The 21,327-nt window shown below is 32.7% G+C and carries 18 protein-coding genes; 5 read left to right on the top strand and 13 right to left on the bottom strand.

Going from position 1 to position 21,327, the window contains the following annotated elements; translation table 11 throughout:
* Positions 1-3: 3 nt before the first annotated feature.
* Positions 4-909, bottom strand: a complete 906-nt coding sequence (locus J5Y03_RS05900) for a chemotaxis protein (protein ID WP_209403527.1) — start codon at positions 907-909, stop codon at positions 4-6.
* Between the two features lie 351 nt (positions 910-1,260).
* Between J5Y03_RS05900 and J5Y03_RS05895 the strand changes: the two genes are divergently transcribed.
* Together J5Y03_RS05895 and J5Y03_RS05890 are read left to right on the top strand one after the other, a co-directional pair.
* On the top strand, positions 1,261-1,527 hold the full coding sequence (locus J5Y03_RS05895) for a phage holin (RefSeq protein ID WP_245208778.1): 267 nt from the start codon (positions 1,261-1,263) through the stop codon (positions 1,525-1,527).
* A 597-nt stretch (positions 1,528-2,124) separates the two neighbouring features.
* Complete coding sequence (locus J5Y03_RS05890; protein WP_209403525.1) at positions 2,125-3,054, top strand: DUF3967 domain-containing protein; 930 nt, start codon at positions 2,125-2,127, stop codon at positions 3,052-3,054.
* Between the two features lie 306 nt (positions 3,055-3,360).
* On the opposite strand, the gene J5Y03_RS05885 is transcribed toward J5Y03_RS05890, so the two are convergent.
* Positions 3,361-4,674: a sensor histidine kinase gene (locus J5Y03_RS05885; protein ID WP_209403523.1), complete on the bottom strand. Its 1,314-nt coding sequence runs from the start codon at positions 4,672-4,674 to the stop codon at positions 3,361-3,363.
* A gap of 165 nt (positions 4,675-4,839) precedes the next feature.
* A complete protein-coding gene (gene corA, locus J5Y03_RS05880) occupies positions 4,840-5,784 on the bottom strand; it encodes a magnesium/cobalt transporter CorA (RefSeq protein WP_209403521.1) in 945 nt (314 codons plus the stop codon).
* Positions 5,785-5,903: 119 nt separating this feature from the next.
* On the opposite strand from corA, the gene J5Y03_RS05875 reads away from it, so the two are divergent.
* Positions 5,904-7,070, top strand: a complete 1,167-nt coding sequence (locus tag J5Y03_RS05875; protein ID WP_209403519.1) for an aminotransferase A — start codon at positions 5,904-5,906, stop codon at positions 7,068-7,070.
* Positions 7,071-7,392: 322 nt separating this feature from the next.
* Here the strand turns inward: J5Y03_RS05875 and J5Y03_RS05870 are convergent, their stop codons facing one another.
* Entirely contained in the window at positions 7,393-7,842 is a 450-nt protein-coding gene (locus J5Y03_RS05870; protein ID WP_209403517.1) for an RDD family protein, read from the bottom strand.
* A gap of 215 nt (positions 7,843-8,057) precedes the next feature.
* Entirely contained in the window at positions 8,058-8,951 is an 894-nt protein-coding gene (locus J5Y03_RS05865; protein ID WP_209403515.1) for an NAD(P)-dependent oxidoreductase, read from the bottom strand.
* A 501-nt stretch (positions 8,952-9,452) separates the two neighbouring features.
* On the opposite strand from J5Y03_RS05865, the gene J5Y03_RS05860 reads away from it, so the two are divergent.
* The gene (locus J5Y03_RS05860; protein ID WP_209403871.1) at positions 9,453-10,067 is read left to right on the top strand and encodes a nitroreductase family protein; all 615 of its coding nucleotides are present in this window, start codon (positions 9,453-9,455) and stop codon (positions 10,065-10,067) included.
* 558 nt (positions 10,068-10,625) lie between these two features.
* Here J5Y03_RS05860 and ptsP read toward each other — a convergent pair.
* The 4 genes from ptsP to glcT all read right to left on the bottom strand — a co-directional run bounded on the left by ptsP (position 10,626) and on the right by glcT (position 15,858).
* Positions 10,626-12,338, bottom strand: a complete 1,713-nt coding sequence (gene ptsP / locus J5Y03_RS05855; protein WP_209403513.1) for a phosphoenolpyruvate--protein phosphotransferase — start codon at positions 12,336-12,338, stop codon at positions 10,626-10,628.
* Entirely contained in the window at positions 12,338-12,601 is a 264-nt protein-coding gene (locus J5Y03_RS05850) for a phosphocarrier protein HPr (protein WP_209403511.1), read from the bottom strand. Before J5Y03_RS05850 ends, ptsP begins: the two co-directional genes overlap by 1 nt.
* Positions 12,602-12,739: 138 nt before the next feature.
* Positions 12,740-14,764, bottom strand: coding sequence for a glucose-specific PTS transporter subunit IIBC (gene ptsG / locus J5Y03_RS05845; protein WP_209403509.1), 2,025 nt, complete (start codon positions 14,762-14,764; stop codon positions 12,740-12,742).
* A gap of 248 nt (positions 14,765-15,012) precedes the next feature.
* Positions 15,013-15,858: a glucose PTS transporter transcription antiterminator GlcT gene (gene glcT / locus J5Y03_RS05840; RefSeq protein ID WP_209403507.1), complete on the bottom strand. Its 846-nt coding sequence runs from the start codon at positions 15,856-15,858 to the stop codon at positions 15,013-15,015.
* Positions 15,859-16,060: 202 nt separating this feature from the next.
* Here glcT and J5Y03_RS05835 point away from each other — a divergent pair, with 202 nt between their 5' ends.
* The gene (locus J5Y03_RS05835) at positions 16,061-16,858 is read left to right on the top strand and encodes an HAD family hydrolase (protein ID WP_209403505.1); all 798 of its coding nucleotides are present in this window, start codon (positions 16,061-16,063) and stop codon (positions 16,856-16,858) included.
* Between the two features lie 68 nt (positions 16,859-16,926).
* Here the strand turns inward: J5Y03_RS05835 and nagB are convergent, their stop codons facing one another.
* From nagB to J5Y03_RS05815, 4 genes are all read right to left on the bottom strand, one after another.
* Complete coding sequence (gene nagB / locus J5Y03_RS05830; protein WP_209403503.1) at positions 16,927-17,649, bottom strand: glucosamine-6-phosphate deaminase; 723 nt, start codon at positions 17,647-17,649, stop codon at positions 16,927-16,929.
* Positions 17,646-18,785 carry an N-acetylglucosamine-6-phosphate deacetylase gene (nagA, locus tag J5Y03_RS05825; protein ID WP_209403501.1) on the bottom strand — a complete coding sequence of 380 codons (1,140 nt, stop codon included), beginning with the start codon at positions 18,783-18,785 and terminating at the stop codon, positions 17,646-17,648. The genes nagB and nagA overlap by 4 nt, the downstream gene beginning before the upstream one ends.
* A 494-nt stretch (positions 18,786-19,279) precedes the next feature.
* On the bottom strand, positions 19,280-20,167 hold the full coding sequence (locus J5Y03_RS05820; RefSeq protein ID WP_209403499.1) for a ComEC/Rec2 family competence protein: 888 nt from the start codon (positions 20,165-20,167) through the stop codon (positions 19,280-19,282).
* 337 nt (positions 20,168-20,504) lie between these two features.
* Entirely contained in the window at positions 20,505-21,326 is an 822-nt protein-coding gene (locus tag J5Y03_RS05815) for an HAD family hydrolase (RefSeq protein ID WP_209403497.1), read from the bottom strand.
* Position 21,327 lies beyond the last annotated feature (1 nt).

Here is a 21,327-nt window from a genome sequence, read left to right as displayed (position 1 = left end):
TTTTTATAGTATTAGTTTATCAATTAATTCAACTAATTCACCGATTTCTGGCTTACTAACTTGCGCATCTGCTCCAACTTGTTCGCCTTTATGGCGTAAACTATCTGTAATTAATGAGGAGAATACAATAACAGGAACTTTTTGTAAAACTTGATCTTCTTTGATTCGTTTCGTTAAATGATGGCCATCCATTTGAGGCATTTCAATGTCAGTAACGATTAACTTTACCTCGTCTTCAATAATCTTGTCTGAAGCTTTAATAGATGTTAATTCATCAAGCAATTCTTGTCCATTTTCAAAGAAACTAGTATTTACATAACCTGCTTCTTTTAACGTATCTTTAATTAAGGTACGTAATAAAGGAGAGTCTTCTGCAATAAAAATTGGTTTTTTGGAAACTTCTCTTGTTTCATGTAATTTTAATTTCTTTTTTGAAATAGCCGTTTCTGTATTAATTTCAACAACGATCTTCTCAAAATCTAGTAATAATATCATTTCATTATTATGTTTTACTACCCCAGTAATTTGAGTTTCTAATCCTTGGTACATTTCATTTGGTTTTTCAATTTGTGACCAAGAGATACGATGAATTTGAGTTACAGTATGTACATGAAATACCATTTTTGTATTGTTAAATTCAGTTACAATATATTTATCATACTGTGGTTCGTCAGAAGGTGGGAAACCGATTGTTGCAGCAACATCAACGACAGGTAGAACTTCTCCACGAAGCTCAATAATTCCTTCAATATTTTTGTGTGATCTTGGGACTTGAGTGATTGGTAAAGGATTAATAATCTCTCTAACTTTTATCACATTTATACCAAATTTACTATTTCCAATTGTAAATTCTACAATTTCAAGTTCATTTGTTCCACTATCCATTAATATGCCTTTATTTTGCTCCATTTCCGTCAACCTTCCTTCAATTAATTACTATCAATTATATTATTATTCTTAATATTTAAAAATAATAGATATTAATCTTTTATCCAATTAGTTCCTATTCATTACACTCACTTAAAAAACTTTATTAATTTTGAGTTTTATGACCTTTTGATAGATTCTTAAATCTTACTTTTCTCTTAACTATTCGGTTAAATGTTGATCAATTTTAATAGTAAAATGATAATTTTTGTGTGAATATCTCTTTTTCAATCATTCCTACAATAGACGAAACTCTTAATTTCAAACGACTTTTTAATGCTATGCACATTTTGGACAAGTTTTCGTATGATATGGTAGGAGGTGACCATCATAATGTCTAAAGATAATTTACCTGACGTTTTAAGATTTTTAACCGGATTTCTATTAGCTCTTCAACTTTTATTACATTCGTTTGGTATCAATTTCTTAAAAAACAACCAAATTGAAGCTATTGTAAACATTATTTCTTTCTTATATATTCTTTATTTTGGTGCTAAACATAACTATCTTGGAAAAAAAGGACAAGCACAAAAAGCTGTTTTACAAAAAGCTGGACTTGAGAAATGTAAAGATAAACCGGCAGATAAAATGGAAAAGTAGGGATGTTTACTCTGGTTTCTCTCATTTCTAACTAAGGATATGTTTACAATTTCTTTAATGAAGGCTGTTTTCGTATATATTGTTGTTATTTTAGAATACGTTAGTTGATTACAACTCCAGGATGCTCGCTTTCCTAGGGGCGTGAGCTGAGCCTCCTCGTCGCATACGCTCCTGTGGGGTCTCAGCCTTCCCGCATCTCCCACAGGAGCCTGGGCACCCTTCCGTTGTAATCAACTTATGTCTTTAAAATTAATACTCCCAAAAGCAATAATCTTTTAGAAAAGAGCCATAATAAAAGAATGAAAGATACTATCTCATTCTCAGAATTCAGGTCGAAATTATACAACTTGAATTCTTTTTTATTTAGAAGATTTTGTACACTTTATTGTTATTTAAATTGAGAATAGTTGATCTCCGCTCCAGGACTTTCGCTTTTCAATGTCCAAAATCTCTTTTATTTTTACAATTTTATCTTTCTTTCTATCATTTTTTTCTATTCTTTCAAACTATGTAGAATTTTTTTGTTTTTTATTAGTAGGATTATTCTTTAATTGTATTGAATTTTGTATTTACATAGATTTAACAGGAGGAAAATGGATGAAATCAAAATATACAATGAGTGATGTTTCGAATCGATTAAAAGTTTCAAAATCCGATGTTAGGCGTATTAGTCAAGAATTAGAAAAACAAGGTTATTCTATTTTGAAAAATGGAAATACCCGCAAATTTAATGAACTTGAAATTCATTCAATTGAATTAATTTACAAAGAGTATAAACTTAGTAACAATTTATATAATGCTGTAAAAATGTATTTATCTACTATTAACTCATCTCCTACTATAAATGAAACAGGTCAAAATAATATCGATTCATTCACTTCCCAATACCTTGAAAACAATCACAACAATTATCAACATAATGAATCTACTCAGATTGAAAAAAAGGATGACATTATAGAAGTAGCTTTCAATCCTGATAGCAATCAAAGCAAAGAAACTACACAGCGACAGTTCGATCAAATCGCTCAATCAAATGATATCGATTCTATAGAATTAATAAATAATAAATCTTCAGATAGTAAAATAATTGTATTAAACGAGCATCATAGTTCAGCATCCTCTATGAATGATAATGATCAGGAATTATTTCAAGAGTTCATGACAAAAATCACAGGTCTAACTGAGCAAAATGAACAAATCTTAATTCAAAATAATACTTTAATACAACAAAATATTGAAAAAGATCAAAAGCTAGAAAAAATCTTGCATTCAGTTGAAGAAAAAAGTGAAGAATTACAACAACTTGTCACAGTAATTGAGGAAAAAGATGAAAAACTAGAAGAATTATTTGAAGAGCTTGAAGAACGTGAAATTACCAGAGATGCCCAAGTAATGAGAATGATTCGCGAATTACAGGAAACAAAAAAAATGATTGCTGCTACGGAGAAAAAATCTTGGAAACAATCTATTAAATCTTTATTTGTAAAACAAAAAAATAATCCTGAAAAACAAAATAGATTTGTTTAGGTCACGAAGTAATATAAAAAAAATTAAATATAAAGGACGTTTATTTATACTTTGTTGCTATTTTAGAATGCGTTAGTTGATTACAACTCCAGGACGCTCCCTTTCCATGGGGCGTAAGCTGAGCCTCCTCGGCAAGCCTGCGGGGTCTCAGCCTTTACGCTAATCCCATAGGAGTCTCGCACCTTCCGTTGTAATCAACTTCTGTTTTAAAATTAAAATTTTCAAAAACAACAATCTTTTAGATAATATTCAATATAAAAAAGGTGTTCTTCAAATGATACAAATCATTTCGTAGAACACCTTTCTTTATACTGAATCATTGTTATTCCCTTCTTCTAGCTCTACAGCTGGTAATAACACATGGACCTCAGTTCCTTTTCCATTATCACTTAAATATTCAATCTTTCCTTTATGTGCTTCGATAATACTGAATGTAACCATTAAGCCTAAGCCTGTACCTTTTTCTTTTAAAGAATAAAATGGTTCTCCCAATCTTTCTAATTGTTCTTTAGACATCCCGACACCATTATCTTTTACAATAATTTTCACATATTTTTTTTCATTAATTTCTTCTAAACATGCATCAATTTTTATATATCCTTTTGTTTCTTGAATTGCTTCAACACCATTTTTAAGAATATTCATTATCGCTTGCTTGATTTTTGTACGATCTCCAATTATGTACAGATTTTCATCTACATTTACTTGCAAAAATACGCCTTGTAATGAAGCAAAAGAAGACATAATGGTCGTCACTTCATGTAGTTGATCTGTTAAAGAGATTAATTTACTTTCTTCAATTTGGTGTTTCGCAATATTTAAATAATCAGTAATGATATTTTCCGCACGATCTAGCTCCGTTAATACTAATTTAAAATATTCACGATTTGTTCTACTTTCCTCGTTCTCTAATAATTGAATAAACCCTCTCACAACCGTTAAAGGATTCCGTACTTCATGGGCAACACTAGCTGCTAATTCACTAACGATGTTTAATTTTTCAGATTTTTGCATTTGAACACGAATAACTGCATTTTCAAATAAAAATTCTCGTATATACACATGAAATAGCATCGTAAATGTTATTATTGTTAATACGATGATTAAAGAGAGAATCGTTTCATAATTCCTTATGTAGTTAAAATCTGTGAAAATTGTTCGGAAGTATATCAGTCCAATTATAGCTAAATGATGAATTGTGGGCATAATTAAACTTAGTACAAATTTCTTTCTTTTTGAATAGCCAACCCACATAGGTGCAATTAAGAATGGTAATATACAAGCAATTAATTCGATCGGAAACAATTTGAATGCATGAATTCCGTATAATACATAAATAAAAACACCTTTTGATAAAAGTACGATGAATCCGATTAATCGACCACCATATAAAAAAGCAGAGAACAATAAAAGTATACTAAAGCTAATACCAAAATGTTTACCTACCTCTATGGGGTACATTAAACAAATAATAATATTAAAAAAAGAAAGAAGCCCAACTAATAATCGATTTTGTTTCGGACTTGTACTATGATAACGACTTAACCATAACATTTCATATAAAAATACAGGTATAATAATAATCGCAAATTGAATAAGGATATCTTTTAAATGAGGCAACCATAACCCTCCACTTACATTTCTTTCAACAAATTATATCATATCCTTTATTAATTCTTATAAATTTTACAAATTATTCAGAAAAACATTTCTACATTCTCTTACAAAATACAACAATACTCTTCATTAAAAACAAAAAGTCGTCAAAAACTAAAACTGACGACCTTAAAACCACCCTTTTCGTTTAAAAAAGATATACATACTTACTGTAACCAAACCCATTACAAGCAAAATAAAAGCGTATCCATATTTCCATGATAACTCAGGCATATAATGAAAATTCATTCCATATAGTCCTACAATAAAGGTTAATGGTAAGAAAAAAGAAGAAATAATCGTTAATGTCTTCATAATATTATTCATATGTTCTGTACTTAACGAAAAATAGCTTTCCCTAATATCCGCAGCTAAATCACGATTTGCCTCGATCATATCTGATAGCTTCATTAAATGATCATAAATATCCTCAAAATAGATACGGTGCTCAGATAAATCTTTAAATCGACTTGAATTTAAAATTCGGTATAGTAAATCTCTTGTCGGTAATACTGTTCGCCTAATCTTTGATAAATCTGATCGAATATCATAAAGGCTTTCTACCGCTTTATTTACTGACTTTTTCATTTGCTCAAATTCTAAATCACCTAACTCATCTTCAATACGGTACATTAATGGAAAATAGCTATCCACTAACCGATCAATAATCAAATGTAGAAAATGTAAAGGGCTTTTTGTCATTCTCTTTTCAGAAGAAAGTTGATCTTTTACTATTTCTAATGTAGAGCTAGACTTTAAATTAAACGAAACTAAAAATCGTTCACTAACGAAAAGATCGATTTCATTTTCGTCCATTTCCATTTTATTTAGTTCATGTAAAATGATAAAATGGTATCCCTCATAATAATCAATTTTTGGCCTTTGAACATATTCAACACAATCCTCAATTGCAAGTGGATGAAAATGAAATTCCGTGCTCAAAATTTCTATTTCTTCTGTAGTTGGTTCCTTTATATCAACCCAATACCAACTATATTTTTCAGATTTTGCTTCTGATAATGTTAGATCTTTAAAAATCTTCTTCTTTTGATCAATTCCTATTACAGATATCATATTTATCTCCTAAAATTAAACTTTCCTATTTACTTTATACACTTTCAATTAATTTTTAGCAATCGTATGATAAAATAGGGTAATAATTAAAGTACAATCTATTTTGTCGAGGTAAAATAATGGAACATTTTATTAATAAACAAGTTAAAGAAATTGAAATATCGGGGATTCGAAAATTTTCTCAGCTGATTGAAAAATATGATCAAGTTGTAGCATTAACACTTGGCCAACCAGATTTCCCTACCCCAGAACCAATTCGCGAAGCAGCTAAGAGAGCAATAGATGAAAACAAAACAACTTATACACCAAATGCTGGATTAGTTGAATTAAGAAAAGCTGCAGCGGATTTTATTCAATCCAAGTATAATCTTACTTATAATCCTTCTGATGAGGTTATTGTAACTGTAGGAGCAAGCCAAGCATTAGATGTTGCTTTTCGTACAATCTTGACTGAAGGCAATGAGGTAATTTTACCAGCACCGATTTATCCTGGATATGCTCCAATTATTACGACTTGTGGAGCAAAACCAATCTTTATTGATACTTCAGATGATGGATTTATTTTAACACCTGAACGCCTTGAGCCATATTTAACATCTAATACTCGCTGTATTGTTTTACCGTATCCAAATAATCCAACAGGGGTTACAATGTCAAATGAACAAATACAGGCACTTGCATCATTTTTAAAAGACCGCGACATATTTATTATTTCAGACGAAATATACAGCGAATTAAGATATGATGAAAAGCATCAATCAATTGCAAGTTTTCCAGGTATGAGAGAAAAAACAATTATTATTAATGGATTAAGTAAATCACATTCGATGACAGGCTGGAGAATTGGATTTATTTTTGCACCATCCTATTTGTCCATGCAAATATTAAAAGTACATCAATACAACGTTTCATGTGCAACTTCAATTTCACAGTATGCTGCAATTGAAGCACTAACATCTTGCATTGATTCTCCATTAGAAATGGTCACTGAATATCATAAAAGAAGAGATTATCTACTAACACGACTTGAAGCTATGAATTTGCCTTGTGTAAAACCGAATGGCGCGTTTTATGTTTTCCCTTCAATTAACGAATTTAACATGGATTCAATGACATTTGCATTGAGATTAGTTGAAGAGCAGAGATTAGCAGTTATACCTGGAAATGCTTTTTCTAGTTTTGGTGACGAATACATTCGATTATCTTATTCTTATTCAATGGAAGAGTTAGAAAACGCGTGTGATAGATTAGAGCGTTTTATTGTTTCATTAAGATCTGCTAAATAAAAGGCTGTTTTCGTATACATCGTTGTTAATTTAGAATGCGTTAGTTGATTACAACTCCAGGTTGCTCCCTTTCCGTGGGGCGTGAGCTGAGCCTCCTCGTCGCTATCGCGCTCCTGCGGGGTCTCAGTCTTCCCGCTATTCCCACAGGAGTCTCGCACCTTCCATTGTAATCAACTTGTATCTTTAACATTTATTATCTCAAAAGCAACAATCTTTGAGAAAAAAACCAAATAAAAAAAGAAAAAACGATGGTAAACTATTTTTTTAATAGCTTTCCATCGTTTTATTTTATTTCAAGAAAGAAATTTAATTTATATCTTACTTAACGAATCCAGATGACACTTGTTTTCATAATTAAGTCTTGAATTGTTTTACGATCTTTTCTATAACCTATTAAATAGATGTTAATAATTAAAGGAATTCCTAAAAACAATATCGTAAGTGGATAGATAATTAGTAAGCGATACAAAAATACTTTCCAATCAGTTTCATCATATCGATCATTTATCATTTTAATCCCTATAACTCTTTGGCCAATCGTCATCCCTTTATTAAACTGCGGTACTACTACCAAAAATAGAAGTAGAGAGACTGTTATAACAGTAAAGTCAATCCATGAATTGCCAGTTGTTACAAAAAAGCGATTAAAAATCGTTTTAATATTTAAATTAATAAGAGATTCTAAAATACCATATAAACAAGATATTAAAAATAAATCTAGAAAAAATGCTCCTAGACGATGATAATACTTTGCTAATGTAAAATTTTTCAATTGTTATCCTCAATTCTATTATTAAACTGATGACTCTCTTATACTTAATTGTTATTTTAAGGAGAATCCGCTTCCTTTTAGTTGAGAACTACTAAGCATCCTCAATAGTTCCTCCCTGTATGGTATCAGCAGTACTTTTACCAGTGGATGCGGATTCTCTGTCTAATCAAACGATCTAAAAACAACATTAAACTATTTCAGAGCCAACCATATCATTACTCCATATGATGTGATGGGTCATACATCATATATAAAGCCTGTGTTCCTTTTTCATCCAACCCTTTATTTGCAAGCAGCTCATAGCATTCCTTTGCTAAAGATAAACCAGGTAATTCTAATTCCATTTTCTTCGCTTCATCTAATGCAATCTTCATATCTTTTATGAAATGTTTAATATAAAAGCCAGGTTCGAAATCTCCTTTTAAAATACGCGGTGCTAGATTCGTTAGTGACCAACTACCTGCTGCACCAGTAGAGATACTTGAGAGGACCTTTTCACCGTTTAAACCTGCTTTTTTTGCATAAGCTAAAGCTTCACAAACGCCAAACATACTTCCAGCAATACCAATTTGATTACACATTTTTACATGCTGTCCACTTCCAGCAACGCCATGATAAACAATATTTTGACCTAATTTATTAAAGATGGTGGACATTTTTTGAAAGATTTCTTCATCTCCACCTACCATAATTGCTAGTTTCGCTTCTCTTGCTCCTAAATCACCACCAGATACTGGTGCATCAAGTGAATACATTCCTTTTTCTTTTGTAATTTGGTCTATCTTTTTAGCTAATGATGGAGTTGAGGTCGTAAAGTCAATAAAAATTGTTCCTTCTTTTGCAGTCGTTAGTAAGCCAGTCTCATTAAAGAAAACCTCTTCTAAGTCATACGGAAACCCTACCATTGTTATAATTACTTCACAATTAGGAGCTAGTTCAGAAGGAGTATTATACCAACTAGCACCCATTTCGATTAGTTCTTCTGCCTTTTCTTTTGTACGATTATAAATATGTAAATTTGCTCCTGCATTCATTAAATGCTTGGCCATACTTTTTCCCATAACGCCTATTCCAATAAATCCTATATTACTTCCCTTTAATTCAAACATTTAAGTCTCTCCTTTATAACTAGATGATATGTCTAAACTATCATATTTTACATTGTCAGAAAAGAAAAAACCTTGTCAAAACGAACAAACAGAATTTTCTAATCTTCCCTACTTACTGTTTCCATTGGCTACCCTGAAATTACTTTTCTGTTAGACAAGATTTTTGATTAGTTACTATTTCAGTATGTGTAAGTTGATTTCCACTCCAGGATGCTCGCTTTCCTAGGGGCGTGAGCTGAGCCTCCTCGTCGCATACGCTCCTGTGGGGTCTCAGCCTTTCCGCATCTCCCACAGGAGCCTGGGCACCCTTCCGTTCCAATCAACGTCTGTCTTTTAAATTACATAACCTAAAAGCAACAATCTTTTCCATTAATAACCTCAGATATCTTATGTATAATAAAACAAATCGACAGAGCAAACTATTTGACGAAAGATGTAATTCTCTCTATATTTAGGAGTGCAAACATGCCAATTATGTTACATAAAATAATGGAGGTTCATATGGAAAACAAAGAATTTTTCAGCATGATTGAACAACGTAATTCAACTCGTGCATTTCAAAATGATGTAGAAATAACAAACGAAGAGATAAGTGAAATCTTAACTGCTACTATAAAAGCTCCATCTGCATGGAATTTACAGCATTGGAAATTTGTTGTATTCAAAGGCGATGAAGCACAAAATCGATTATTACCAGTTGCATATAATCAGCAACAAATCGTTGATGCTTCATGTGTAATTGCAATCTTAGCAGATAAAGAAGCATTTAGAAATGTTGATCCTGTATTTGGTCCAGCGGTAGAAGCGGGTTATATGACACAGGAAGCAAAAGATAATTTAAAACAAAATGTCGAAAATGCATATAGTACTGAGCAAATTCGTCGTGAACAAGGTATCCTAAATTCTTCTCTTGCTGGTATGCAATTAATTTTAGCTGCATCTGCAAAAGGTTGGAATACATGCGCAATCGGTGGATTCAATCCACAAGCATTCGTAAAAGAATTTAATATTGAAGACCGTTACTTCCCAACTATGCTTGTTACGGTTGGTAAAGAAAAAGTTCCAGGCCATCAAACAGCAAGATTTTCAGTCCAGGATTCATCGATCTGGATTTAAGTGTTTATAGGTAGTTCCTTAAATGGACTGCCTATTTTTTTACGCTGTTTTTAGCTATTTAGAATGCGTTAGTTGATTACAACTCCAGGTTGCTCCCTTTCCGTGGGGCGTGAGCTGAGCCTCCTCGTCGCTATCGCTTCTGCGGGGTCTCAGCCTTCCCACTATTCCCACAGGAGTCTCGCACCTTCCATTGTAATCAACTTCTGTACTTATTATTAATAATCTCAAATGAAACTATCTTTTAGAGACATCCATGCTAATAAAGTTCACAACATGGTGAATGAAAATAAAGAATTCATCCAATAAAGATTGTCTTTTTAGATGTTATTTTCAGGGTAGCTTTTTTTATAACAATAGAATCTGTTAAACAAGATTGTTTCGATAAAATCTACTCGCTTTCCGCGGACGAACCACCGAACCTCCTCGTTTACTTATCTTCTTTGCATCTCTCTTAATCTTGAAGTAGTGGTCTTACTGCCCGTTAATGTGGGATTAATAAACAAAAGACTGTCTCGTATTTAGACTAATAATAGTCTTGAGACAGTCTAATTTTTAACATTAAGAAATTGAATTTACAAGCTCCACAACTTCAGCTGCAGTTGACATTGATAATGCTTTTTCAGCAAGTTTTTCCATGTCAGCTTTTGAAAGTTTAGCCATTTGACTACGTGCTGGAAGAATTGAAGTAGCACTCATTGAAAATTCGTGTAATCCAAGACCTACTAGTAATGGAATTGCTACTGAATCTCCAGCCATTTCTCCACACATACCAGCCCATTTGCCTTCTTTATTTGCAGCATCGATTACCATTTTAACAAGACGTAAAATTGATGGGTTATATGGTTGATATAAGTATGATACTTGTTCATTCATACGATCTGCAGCCATAGTATATTGGATTAAATCATTTGTTCCAATACTAAAGAAATCAACTTCTTTTGCAAATTGATCAGCTAAGATAGCAGATGCAGGAATTTCAACCATCATTCCAACTTCAATGTTATCAGATACTTGTACATTTTCTGCAACTAATTTTTCTTTCTCTTCTATTAATACAGCTTTTGCTGCACGGAACTCATCTAAAGTTGCGATCATAGGGAACATAATTTTTAAGTTTCCATATACACTTGAACGTAATAACGCACGTAGTTGTGTACGGAAAATTTCTTTTTGGTCTAAACATAGACGAATTGCACGATATCCTAAAAATGGATTCATTTCTTTCGGTAAGTGTAAGTAAGGAAGTTCCTTATCTCCACCAATATCTAAAGTACGAACAACAACTGGTTTTTCACCCATGTTCTCAAGTACTGATTTGTATGCTTCAAATTGTTCTTCTTCAGTTGGGAAATTATCACGACCCATGTAAAGGAATTCCGTACGATAAAGACCTACACCTTCACCGCCGTTATTTAAAACTCCCTCTACATCATTTGGCGTACCAATATTTGCAACAAGCTCAACATGGTGCCCATCTTTCGTTACAGTCGGTTCATTTTTAAGTTTAGCCCACTCTAACTTTTGTTGCTCAAATTTATCTTTTTTAGCTCGATATGTAGCTAATTCTTCAGCTGTTGGATCAACAATCACTTCACCATCTAATCCATCAACGATTACCATTGTACCGTTTTGGATTTTAGCTGTTACTTCTTTTGTTCCTACGACCGCAGGAATTTCAAGAGATCGAGCCATGATAGCAGAGTGAGAAGTACGTCCTCCAATATCAGTTGTAAAACCAAGAGCGTATTTACGATTTAACTGAGCTGTATCAGAAGGTGTTAAATCTTCAGCAATGATAATAACTTCTTCTGTAATGCTAGCAGGAGTTGAAATCGTAACTCCAACAAGATGTGCTAATACACGTTTTGTTACATCACGGATGTCAGCAGCACGCTCTTTCATATATTCGTTGTCCATGCTTTCAAACATTTGAACAAACATTGATGCTACTTCATTTAATGCAAATTCGGCATTTACATTTTCAGATTTGATTTTGTCTTTAACGGGATTTAAAAGCTCAGGATCATTTAATACCAAAAGATGTGCAGAAAAGATCGCCGCCTTGTCTTCACCAAGTTCAGCATTTGCATGATCACGAATTACTTCTAATTCACCATTTGATACTTTGATCGCTTCATCGAATCGAGCTACTTCCGATTCAGGGTTAGAAATTGATTTTTTAGTAACATCTAACTCTGCATTTTCTAAACGAAAAGCTTTTGCAATCGCGATTCCGCTTGAAGCAGCAATTCCTTTAATAGTGAAAGTCATTATTCGCCTAAGCCTTCTTTTTTCATTGTATCTTCAATAGCAGTTAATGCTTGCTCTGCATCGTCACCATTTGCAACAACTTTAATGTCTGAACCTTGTTGAATACCTAAAGACATAACACCCATAATAGATTTTAAGTTAACAGTTTTGCCGTTATATTCTAAGTTAATATCTGAACTAAATTTACCTGCAACATTTACTAATAGTGTAGCTGGACGAGCATGTATACCAGATTCTGCAGTTACTTTAAAAGTTTTTTCCATTATTTTCAATCTCCTTTATATTTTGCCTATATAAATTGGTATAGACAACTGAGTTTTACTTGCTAATTTTATAAATTATAGGGGGGCATGTCAAACAATACACCCCCTAATAATTTATGAATATTTTCAAATAATTATTTATTTAATTGTAATAATTCCTGTTTCACCTTTAGCTTGGCTACCTAGTTTATTGATATGAACTTGTTGTCCTTCAGCAAGGTTCGTAAAGATAACAGGTGTAATTATTGACGGCGCATTTTCTTTTACAAATTTCAAGTCAACATTCACAAGTTTTTGACCTTTTGTTACTTTATCACCTTGTGATACAAAAACTTCGAAACCTTCGCCATTTAATTTCACCGTATCAATACCGATGTGAATTAATATTTCACGGCCATTGTTAGCTAAGATTCCAATTGCGTGTTTTGTAGGGAAAACATTGACAATTTCCCCATCCACTGGTGATAATACTGTACCTTCAGAAGGTTTGATTGCAAAGCCATCACCCATCATTTTTCCTGAGAATACTTGATCAGGAACTTCAGTGATCGGGATAATTTCACCTTCAATAGGATTTATAATGTCGTCCTTATTTGAAGTATTTTTTACTTCTTTCACTTCAGTTTTTTCTTCTTTCTTAATGACAGGAGTTTTACCAGACATAATGTCTTTCATTTGTGATTTTAAAGTATCTGACTTAGGTCCGAAGATTGCCTGAATGTTGTTTCCAACTTCTAGCACACCAGCAGCTCCTAATTCTTTTAATCTCTCTTTATTAACTCCATCTTTACTGTTTACTTGAACACGTAAACGAGTAATACAAGCATCTAATGAAGCGATGTTTTCTTTACCACCCATTGCTTGAAGAATTTCATAAGGTAGTTCTCCAGCTGAAGCAGCTCCTCCAATGTTCTCATTAACTTTGTCTTCACGACCTGGTGTTTTTAAATCCCATTTACGAATTGCAAAACGGAAACCGAAGTAGTAAATAACTGCAAGTACAAGACCTACAATAATTACCCACCACCATGCTGTTCTGTTAGGAAGCACACCGAATAATAAGAAGTCAATTAAACCACCAGAGAAAGTCATACCAATTTTTACATTTAATAGTTGCATCGTCATAAATGAAAGTCCGGCAAAAATTGCATGAACCGCAAATAATCCAGGTGCAACAAATAAGAATGAAAATTCAATTGGTTCTGTAATACCTGTTAAGAAAGATGTTAATGCAGCAGATGCTAATATACCACCTGCGATTTTTTTATTTTCTTCTTTTGCTTCATGATACATTGCTAATGCTGCTGCTGGTAATCCAAACATCATGAATGGGAATTTACCAACCATGAATGTACCTGCAGTTAATTTTACATTATCTTTTAATTGTGCAAAGAAAATTGCTTGGTCACCATGTACCACTGTACCAGCTTTTGTTGTATATGATCCAAACTCAAACCAGAATGGTGCATAGAAAATGTGATGTAATCCAAATGGAATTAATGAACGTTCAATCACACCAAAAACAAATGCTGCTATTGTTGGATTTGCATCAATCATATTATGTGAGAATGAATCTAAGCCATGTTGAATTGGTGGCCATACAAAACACATAATAATACCGATTACTACTGCACACGCAGCTGTAACAATCGGTACAAAACGTTTACCTGCAAAAAATCCTAAATATGATGGCAATTCTATATTAAAGTACTTATTATATGCCCATGCGGCTAGAAGACCTACGATAATACCACCGAATACCCCAGTTTGTACTGTAGGAATCCCTAAAACGCTTGCATAAGCTGGATTTTTATCAGCCATAAGTGGAGTTACATGTAAGAAAGTTCCCATTGTTGTATTCATAATTAAGAAGCCAACAATTGCTGCTAAACCAGCAACACCTTCCCCATCAGCTAACCCAACTGCAACACCTACTGCGAATAAAAGTGCTAAATTACCAAAAATAATACTTCCTGAGTTTTCCATTACTTTTGCAACTAATTGGAACCAACTAGCATCTAAGAATGGTAAATATTTTAGTGTTTGTGGGTTTTGAAATGCATTACCAAATGCAAGTAGTAAACCAGCAGCTGGTAAAATTGCTACAGGTAGCATTAATGCTTTACCAACCCTTTGTAAAACACCGAAAAGCTTTTTAAACATAAGGTCTTCCTCCTTTTATTTTCATACAAAAAGGCATGAGATAGAAAAATGTACTTTTAATCATGGGCATAGTTTTTCCAACCCATTCTTAAAAATTCACACTTTTCTTTCTCATGCCTAATCGAATTAGTAACACGAAAGAATACAAGTTCTATTCTTTTGAAATTGCAAACGTTTTATTGTTTACGGTTACATTATACATAGATAATGTGAATGTTTCAACAATAAACTATAGAAAAATATTTTTTCTAATTTTTTGCTTGAATTAATCTTTCTAGATGCATTGTAAGATAGATTACTTCTGCTTCACTAACCGGTTTTTGTAATTTAGTTTGTAACGATTTAACGATTTTCCATGCTAAACTATAGCTCTCGGGATATTCATTTTTTAAAATAAGTGATAATGATTGCGATTCCTTAGATGGTTCATTGCGAATAATCCGTTCAATTAAAAACCTTAGATGTCTTACTAATCGAATATAATTAATCGAGCTTCTGTCTAATTTTACTTGCATGGATTCTTCTATAACTTCAATTAAATTTTTCATGATCTGTGAATACTTATTTACATCGAATGCATATTCTTTCGCTAAAGCACTTACAATATGCAATGTAATAAATCCTGCCTCTTCAATCGGCAATTTTACATCTAATTCTTTATTAATCTCATTCACTACTTCCATCGCTATCGCAAATTCATCAGGGTACATCGCTCTCGTTTCATATAAAAATGGATTATCAACAGAAAATCCTTTCCTAATTCTTATAATTGCAAAGAGTAGATGATCTGTTAATGATATATGAATTTGTTCATTTAAATTTGAACCAATACTTTGTCCAATCGTAAAAATAGCTTGTTGAATGATTCCCATTAATTTTTCGTCCATATATGGTAACAGTAATTTATACTGTTCTTGCTTTTCTTCATCCTTTAGTACAAATATTTTTTCAACTGGATCGATTGGTAAATGATCATCTTTCTTTTTGTTGAAGCCAATTCCTTTTCCAATTAGAACAACTTCAGCATTATCATTATCCTTAGCAATAATGACATTATTATTTAGTACTTTTTTTACAATAAAATTGCGCTCCAACTATCTCCCTCCCTTTTTATTTGAAAACATTCTCATCATAGCATACACTATTTCTTTGTAGGAAGAATAATAATTTTCCCCAAAGAGAATAATCATTTTTGTTACCATTAATAGTAGAATAAACTTTACTGTAACTGTTTACTATAGTATTTTTTAATTTGGTATAATTTTCTATTTCCATATAACTAAAGGAGTTTTACATATGATTAAACTTTTTGTAAGTGATCTAGATGGTACGATGTTACATGAAGGTCAGCTTTTTGAAACTGATATTAGAGCCTTAAAAGAACTAATAGACCAAGATATTTATCTTTGCTTCGCATCCGGTCGAGTAGACAATGAAATTGTAACGATTATGGAAGAGCTTGGTGGAAATTTCCATCGAATTAGTATGAATGGAACATATATTTATTCAAAAGAAGGTGATGAACTATTAAAAGCTAGTTTTAAACCTTCATCATTAACTACAATTTATGAAGCAATATCTCCAGATAAGTTTTTACGCTATGCTGCGGACGATAAAGCTTATTACATCGAAGAAAAAACTGAGCTTGTAAAGGAAATTGAAGAAAAAGCACAGTTACTTACAATTGAAGAACCTGACCTAAAAAATCAACTTGGAATATCAGTCATCCCTGGAAAGTTTGTCGTATTAGGTGAAGATGATGACTTATTAACCCTTCAAGAACAGTTACAAACAGAAATGCCAGAATTAGTTACTTCATTTATTTCTGCAAAAAATTGTTTAGATATTGTACCAGCAAATGTTAGTAAAGGATCTGCTATTTCGATCTTAATGGACAAGCTAGATCTAACTCCAAATGAAATGGCTTGTGTAGGAGATTCTTATAATGACATTCCTATGTTTTCTATTACCCCTCATAGTTTTGCAATGATGAATGCTGATGATCAGGTAAAATCAAGTGCTTCTCATGTTGTAAAATCAGTTGCGGAAGCAGTCGAAAGGGTGTTAAGTTATAACTTAAACAAGCTTGGCTAAATAGCCAAGCTTGTTTTTAAATACTCTTTTAAATCAAATACAATTTAACGAAAAATTCTACTATTCTATTATTGTAAAACCATCTTTTTACAAAGAGTATATGCTTCCTCATCTACAACAACCGTAACATTTGGATGGTTTTGTAAAGCTGTAGCCGGACAACCGTCAGAAACTTGTCCAATTAACATTTCCTTTACCGCCGCTGCTTTTTTCAAACCATAAGCAATTATTACAATTTCCTTCGCTTTTAATATTGAACCGATTCCCATTGTAACTGCATATGTAGGGACATCTTTTTCGTTTTCAAAATAAATTTTGTTTGCGTTCCTTGTTGATTTGGTTAATTCTACAATATGAGTAGACGAAGTAAATGATGTTCCTGGCTCATTAAATCCAATATGACCATTCTCTCCTAATCCTAAAAGCTGAAGATCTACTGGATTTTTTCGAATTATTTCTTCATATGCTTTACATGCTTCATTTAAATTTGTTGTATTTCCATTAGGCAGATAATTAGCCTTAAAAGATAGATGATTAAACAACTGCTTCTTCATATAAGAATGATAACTTGTTTGATCATTTTCATTTAACCCAACATATTCATCTAAATTCACTGTAGTGACATGCGCAGTGTTCGGTTTATTTATACGAAACAATTCATATATGCCAAGAGGTGAACCTCCAGTTGCTAGTCCTAATGTTACTTCTTCCTTTGAATTAATTTTGTCTACTATTTTTTCATATGCAACCATAGAAAGTTCTTCTGCATTTTTCACCTCAATAACCTTCATACTGTCACCTCTTCATATGTTTTACCTAGTCTAGTTGTTTCAATCACATGAAAATCTAGGGTCATTTCAACAAAATCTGCGTCTTTCCCAATTTCTAATACACCTTTTTGCAATAAGCCAAATTCCTCTGCTTGATTAACTGAGGTCATTAATACCGCTTCCTCAACTGAACAGCCTGTAAATATCATTATATTCCGAAATGCTTCATCCATTTTTAAAATACTTCCTGCTAAAGTACCATCAGCTAACCTTGCACTTTTTTCTTTTACGAATACAGGTTGTCCACCTAATTCATATTCACCCTCATCGAGCCCCTTTGCTCTCATAGAATCAGTAATTACACTTATTTTTCTCGGCCCTTTCAACTTATATGCAAGCTTGATCATGTCTGGATGTACATGAATTCCATCTGCAATGATCTCAACCATTACTTCATCAGATAAAAGAGCATATCCGGCGGTTCCCGGTTCACGGTGATGCATAGCTCTCATCTGATTAAATAAGTGTGTAGCATGCGTAATTTTTTTACCTAGAAAGTCATTTATCTTTGCATCAGAATGCCCAACGGTTCCTACAACACCCATCTTTTCAAATTCTTCTTTTAATTCTGAAGCGCCCTTGAGCTCTGGTGCATAAGTAACTAATTTAATTAAATTCCCCGATATTTCTTGCCATTTTTTAAAAAGCATTACATCTGGCTTTACGATGTATTGAAGTGGTTGTGCACCAGCACGTTTTTTATTTACAAACGGCCCTTCTAGATGAATATAGTCAAAGTGCCCACCAAGATCTTTCGCTTCCCTAATTGCAAGTAATGCCTTTTGAATAGAATCAGGCGATTGCGTAATGGTCGTTGGAAAGAAAGTGGTGACACCTTCTTTCATCAATGCATGTCCTAATTTTAGAAGAGTTTGTGGATTTGCATCCATCGCATCCACATCATACCCACCATGAATATGAATATCGATCATTCCTGGAATAACAATTGAGTTTTGTCCATCTTTCACGTGTTCTTCTTCTCTTACTTTAAATTCACTCATACAACCAATTTCTTCTATTTTCTCTGCATAGCGTAAATAACCATTTTCAATTATATTTTTACCAGTATAGATTTTTACATTAATTAAACTTTTCATTCAGTTATCACTCCATGTAAAAATAGAATGAAATATATTTTTTAATTTGGCTGTTTTCGTTTTCGTATACATTGTTGCTACATTAGAATGCGTTAGTTGATTACAACTCCAGGATACTCGCTTTCCTTGGGGCGTGAGCTGAGCCTCCTCGGCAAGCCTGCGGGGTCTCAGCCTTCCCGCTATTCCCACAGGAGTCTAGCACCTTCCGCCCGAATCAACTTCTGTCTTTAATATTAAAACTCTCAAAAGCAACAATATTATAGAAAAAAGCCGTTAATTTTCTCGAAAATACATTTAATTCATATATAATTCGAAATAATTTCTATCTTTTTTTATTTCTATCATAAAATACAGAGCATTATTTGTCTGTACTACTATTTAATCATTACTAATTTCCTCACTTTTTACTATTTCTATAAAGTGAAACTTCCATCAGTGAGGCTATTACTGTCCGTTAATTTGTGATAAATAAAAAACAAGAAGTAAAGTTTTCCTTACTTAGCAAACTTCACTTCTTCATCTTCTATAAAATGACGGTTCCCTGTTGAAACAATCTCAACATCATCGTTTTTAGCTGTTGAATAGATCCTTAATCCATTTTTCTGTAGTCTTCTCATTACCGATTTATGAGGATGTCCATATGGATTTCGCTTTTTATATGAAATGATTGCGACCATTGGATTTACTTGTTTGAGAAACTTCGAGGTGGTTGAAGTAAAAGAACCATGATGTGCAACTTTTAACACTTTGGAAGAGATATCTGGATTTTTTATCAATCTACTTTCAGCCTTTTTCTCAATATCTCCAGTAAATAATACACTTAGTTGATGATAGAGTAATTTAATAACGATGGAAGAATCGTTATTGGATTCATTTTTATGGGCACTGTTTAAGATTGTGAGTGACACTTTATGATCAATATTAATCTTATTATTTTTCTTTGCAATAATAATTGGAATATGCTTGGATTGAATGACTTTTTTAAACAGATAATAGGCGTGTCCACCGTATTTCTTACCACTTTCAATTACTTTCCCAACTTTATACTGTTTTAAAACAGTAATGAGACCACCAATATGATCTATATCTGGGTGAGTACTAACAATCGTATCAATTTTTTGGACATGATATTTCTTTAACTTATTTACCACAACTTTACCATGTTCAATATCTCCACCATCAATCAGCATTACTTTCCCATTCGGAAAAGTAATTAGCGATGCATCCCCCTGGCCAACATTTAGGAACCGGATGACAAGTAATTCGTTAGATAATGATGGTAAATGAGTTGATGCTTGGGCTGATATTTTATGAATAGAAATAACGAAAATACCCATTATCAAAAATAAACTGAGGATTTTATAAACAAGTTTTCTTTTCATCAGTGCGTTCCTCCTAAAAATAGTTTTTCAGAAGCTGATGAAATTATGTAGTATTTTTATCATAAATATTAATGGCTCTATTTTAAATTATTGTTGCTTTTGAGATGTGTCATTATAAAGACAAAAGTTGATTACAACGAAAGGTGCGAGACTCCTGTGGGATTAGCGGGAAGGCTGAGCCCCCGCAGGCTTGCCGAGGAGGTTCAGCTCACGCCCCACGGAAAGCGAGACTCCTGGAGTTGTAATCAACTATCGAATTCTAAAATTGCAACAATGTATACAAATACTGTCAAATTAAATACCCCAAAAGAAGTTAACTACTTTCGGGTTATATATCCTATTCAAATAACATGTCTAATTTCGGAATGATAGATAGGGTTGGACTTATTTGTTTAAAAGATTGATCAGTAATATAAACCCCATGCATTCCAAGCTTTAAAGCTGGTGCAATCTCATTAATAAAGTTATCTCCAACCGAGACTACTTCTTCTGGTTTAACATTGTATAAATTCATAATGTGTTTTAGATGTTTTTCAGTTTCTAGCGGTTTATTACCATCAGTTAATTCTAAATGGAATAAGTTATCTAGATTTAAAATCTTCAATAGTCTTGTCACATCTGCACGGTCAGAATTTGTTAGTAAGACAAGTTTTTTTGTATCTTTTATCGCATGTAATCCTTCAATTAAGCCTTTTATCTGAGGGATTTTAAATTGTTCTGTTGACATGAACTCTTTTGTCTTATCATAACAGTGCCAAACATCTCTTGCACCGTAATGATAACTAGTAACTAAAGGTAACCACCAACCATCACCGATGGGGATAAAAGGTTCTGTTAATGAAAAAGATTGTATGTATGAGTCATCTAGTTGATTTTTATCAACTAGTTTACCATCCCAAGTATGCACTTCAGATATCGTTAAAGTAAGTGGATCCAACGTTAAAACATAATCATTTTTAGAATCATAAACTTTGCCGATTGATAGAATATGATTATTCTTTTTCATTTGCTCGTAATCATTTCGAAATGATTCCAGGTAGCGTACATCAACTTCTTTTTCTAATTGCGAAGCATAATAATCATAATGCTCTGTCCCATCATAAAGTGTACCATCTAAGTCAAAAACAAGAACTTCAGCATTAAGTAAGATGTTATGCATT

Origin of the sequence: Gottfriedia endophytica (genome assembly GCF_017814275.1) — a bacterium.
In the GTDB taxonomy this organism is placed as follows: domain Bacteria; phylum Bacillota; class Bacilli; order Bacillales; family Bacillaceae_G; genus Gottfriedia; species Gottfriedia endophytica.
The sequence above is the reverse complement of the archived record's forward strand: the minus strand, read 5'-3'. Positions and strand labels throughout refer to the sequence as shown.

What these genes read in the sequence shown, in the direction of transcription:
- J5Y03_RS05900 (WP_209403527.1), bottom strand. Translation starts at nt 909, where the DNA reads ATGGAGCAAAATAAAGGCATATTAATGGATAGTGGAACAAATGAACTT.
- J5Y03_RS05895 (WP_245208778.1), top strand. Translation starts at nt 1,261, where the DNA reads ATGTCTAAAGATAATTTACCTGACGTTTTAAGATTTTTAACCGGATTT.
- J5Y03_RS05890 (WP_209403525.1), top strand. Translation starts at nt 2,125, where the DNA reads ATGAAATCAAAATATACAATGAGTGATGTTTCGAATCGATTAAAAGTT.
- corA (WP_209403521.1), bottom strand. Translation starts at nt 5,784, where the DNA reads ATGATATCTGTAATAGGAATTGATCAAAAGAAGAAGATTTTTAAAGAT.
- J5Y03_RS05875 (WP_209403519.1), top strand. Translation starts at nt 5,904, where the DNA reads ATGGAACATTTTATTAATAAACAAGTTAAAGAAATTGAAATATCGGGG.
- J5Y03_RS05865 (WP_209403515.1), bottom strand. Translation starts at nt 8,951, where the DNA reads ATGTTTGAATTAAAGGGAAGTAATATAGGATTTATTGGAATAGGCGTT.
- J5Y03_RS05860 (WP_209403871.1), top strand. Translation starts at nt 9,453, where the DNA reads ATGGAAAACAAAGAATTTTTCAGCATGATTGAACAACGTAATTCAACT.
- ptsP (WP_209403513.1), bottom strand. Translation starts at nt 12,338, where the DNA reads ATGACTTTCACTATTAAAGGAATTGCTGCTTCAAGCGGAATCGCGATT.
- J5Y03_RS05850 (WP_209403511.1), bottom strand. Translation starts at nt 12,601, where the DNA reads ATGGAAAAAACTTTTAAAGTAACTGCAGAATCTGGTATACATGCTCGT.
- ptsG (WP_209403509.1), bottom strand. Translation starts at nt 14,764, where the DNA reads ATGTTTAAAAAGCTTTTCGGTGTTTTACAAAGGGTTGGTAAAGCATTA.
- J5Y03_RS05835 (WP_209403505.1), top strand. Translation starts at nt 16,061, where the DNA reads ATGATTAAACTTTTTGTAAGTGATCTAGATGGTACGATGTTACATGAA.
- nagB (WP_209403503.1), bottom strand. Translation starts at nt 17,649, where the DNA reads ATGAAGGTTATTGAGGTGAAAAATGCAGAAGAACTTTCTATGGTTGCA.
- nagA (WP_209403501.1), bottom strand. Translation starts at nt 18,785, where the DNA reads ATGAAAAGTTTAATTAATGTAAAAATCTATACTGGTAAAAATATAATT.
- J5Y03_RS05820 (WP_209403499.1), bottom strand. Translation starts at nt 20,167, where the DNA reads ATGAAAAGAAAACTTGTTTATAAAATCCTCAGTTTATTTTTGATAATG.
- J5Y03_RS05815 (WP_209403497.1), bottom strand. Translation starts at nt 21,326, where the DNA reads ATGCATAACATCTTACTTAATGCTGAAGTTCTTGTTTTTGACTTAGAT.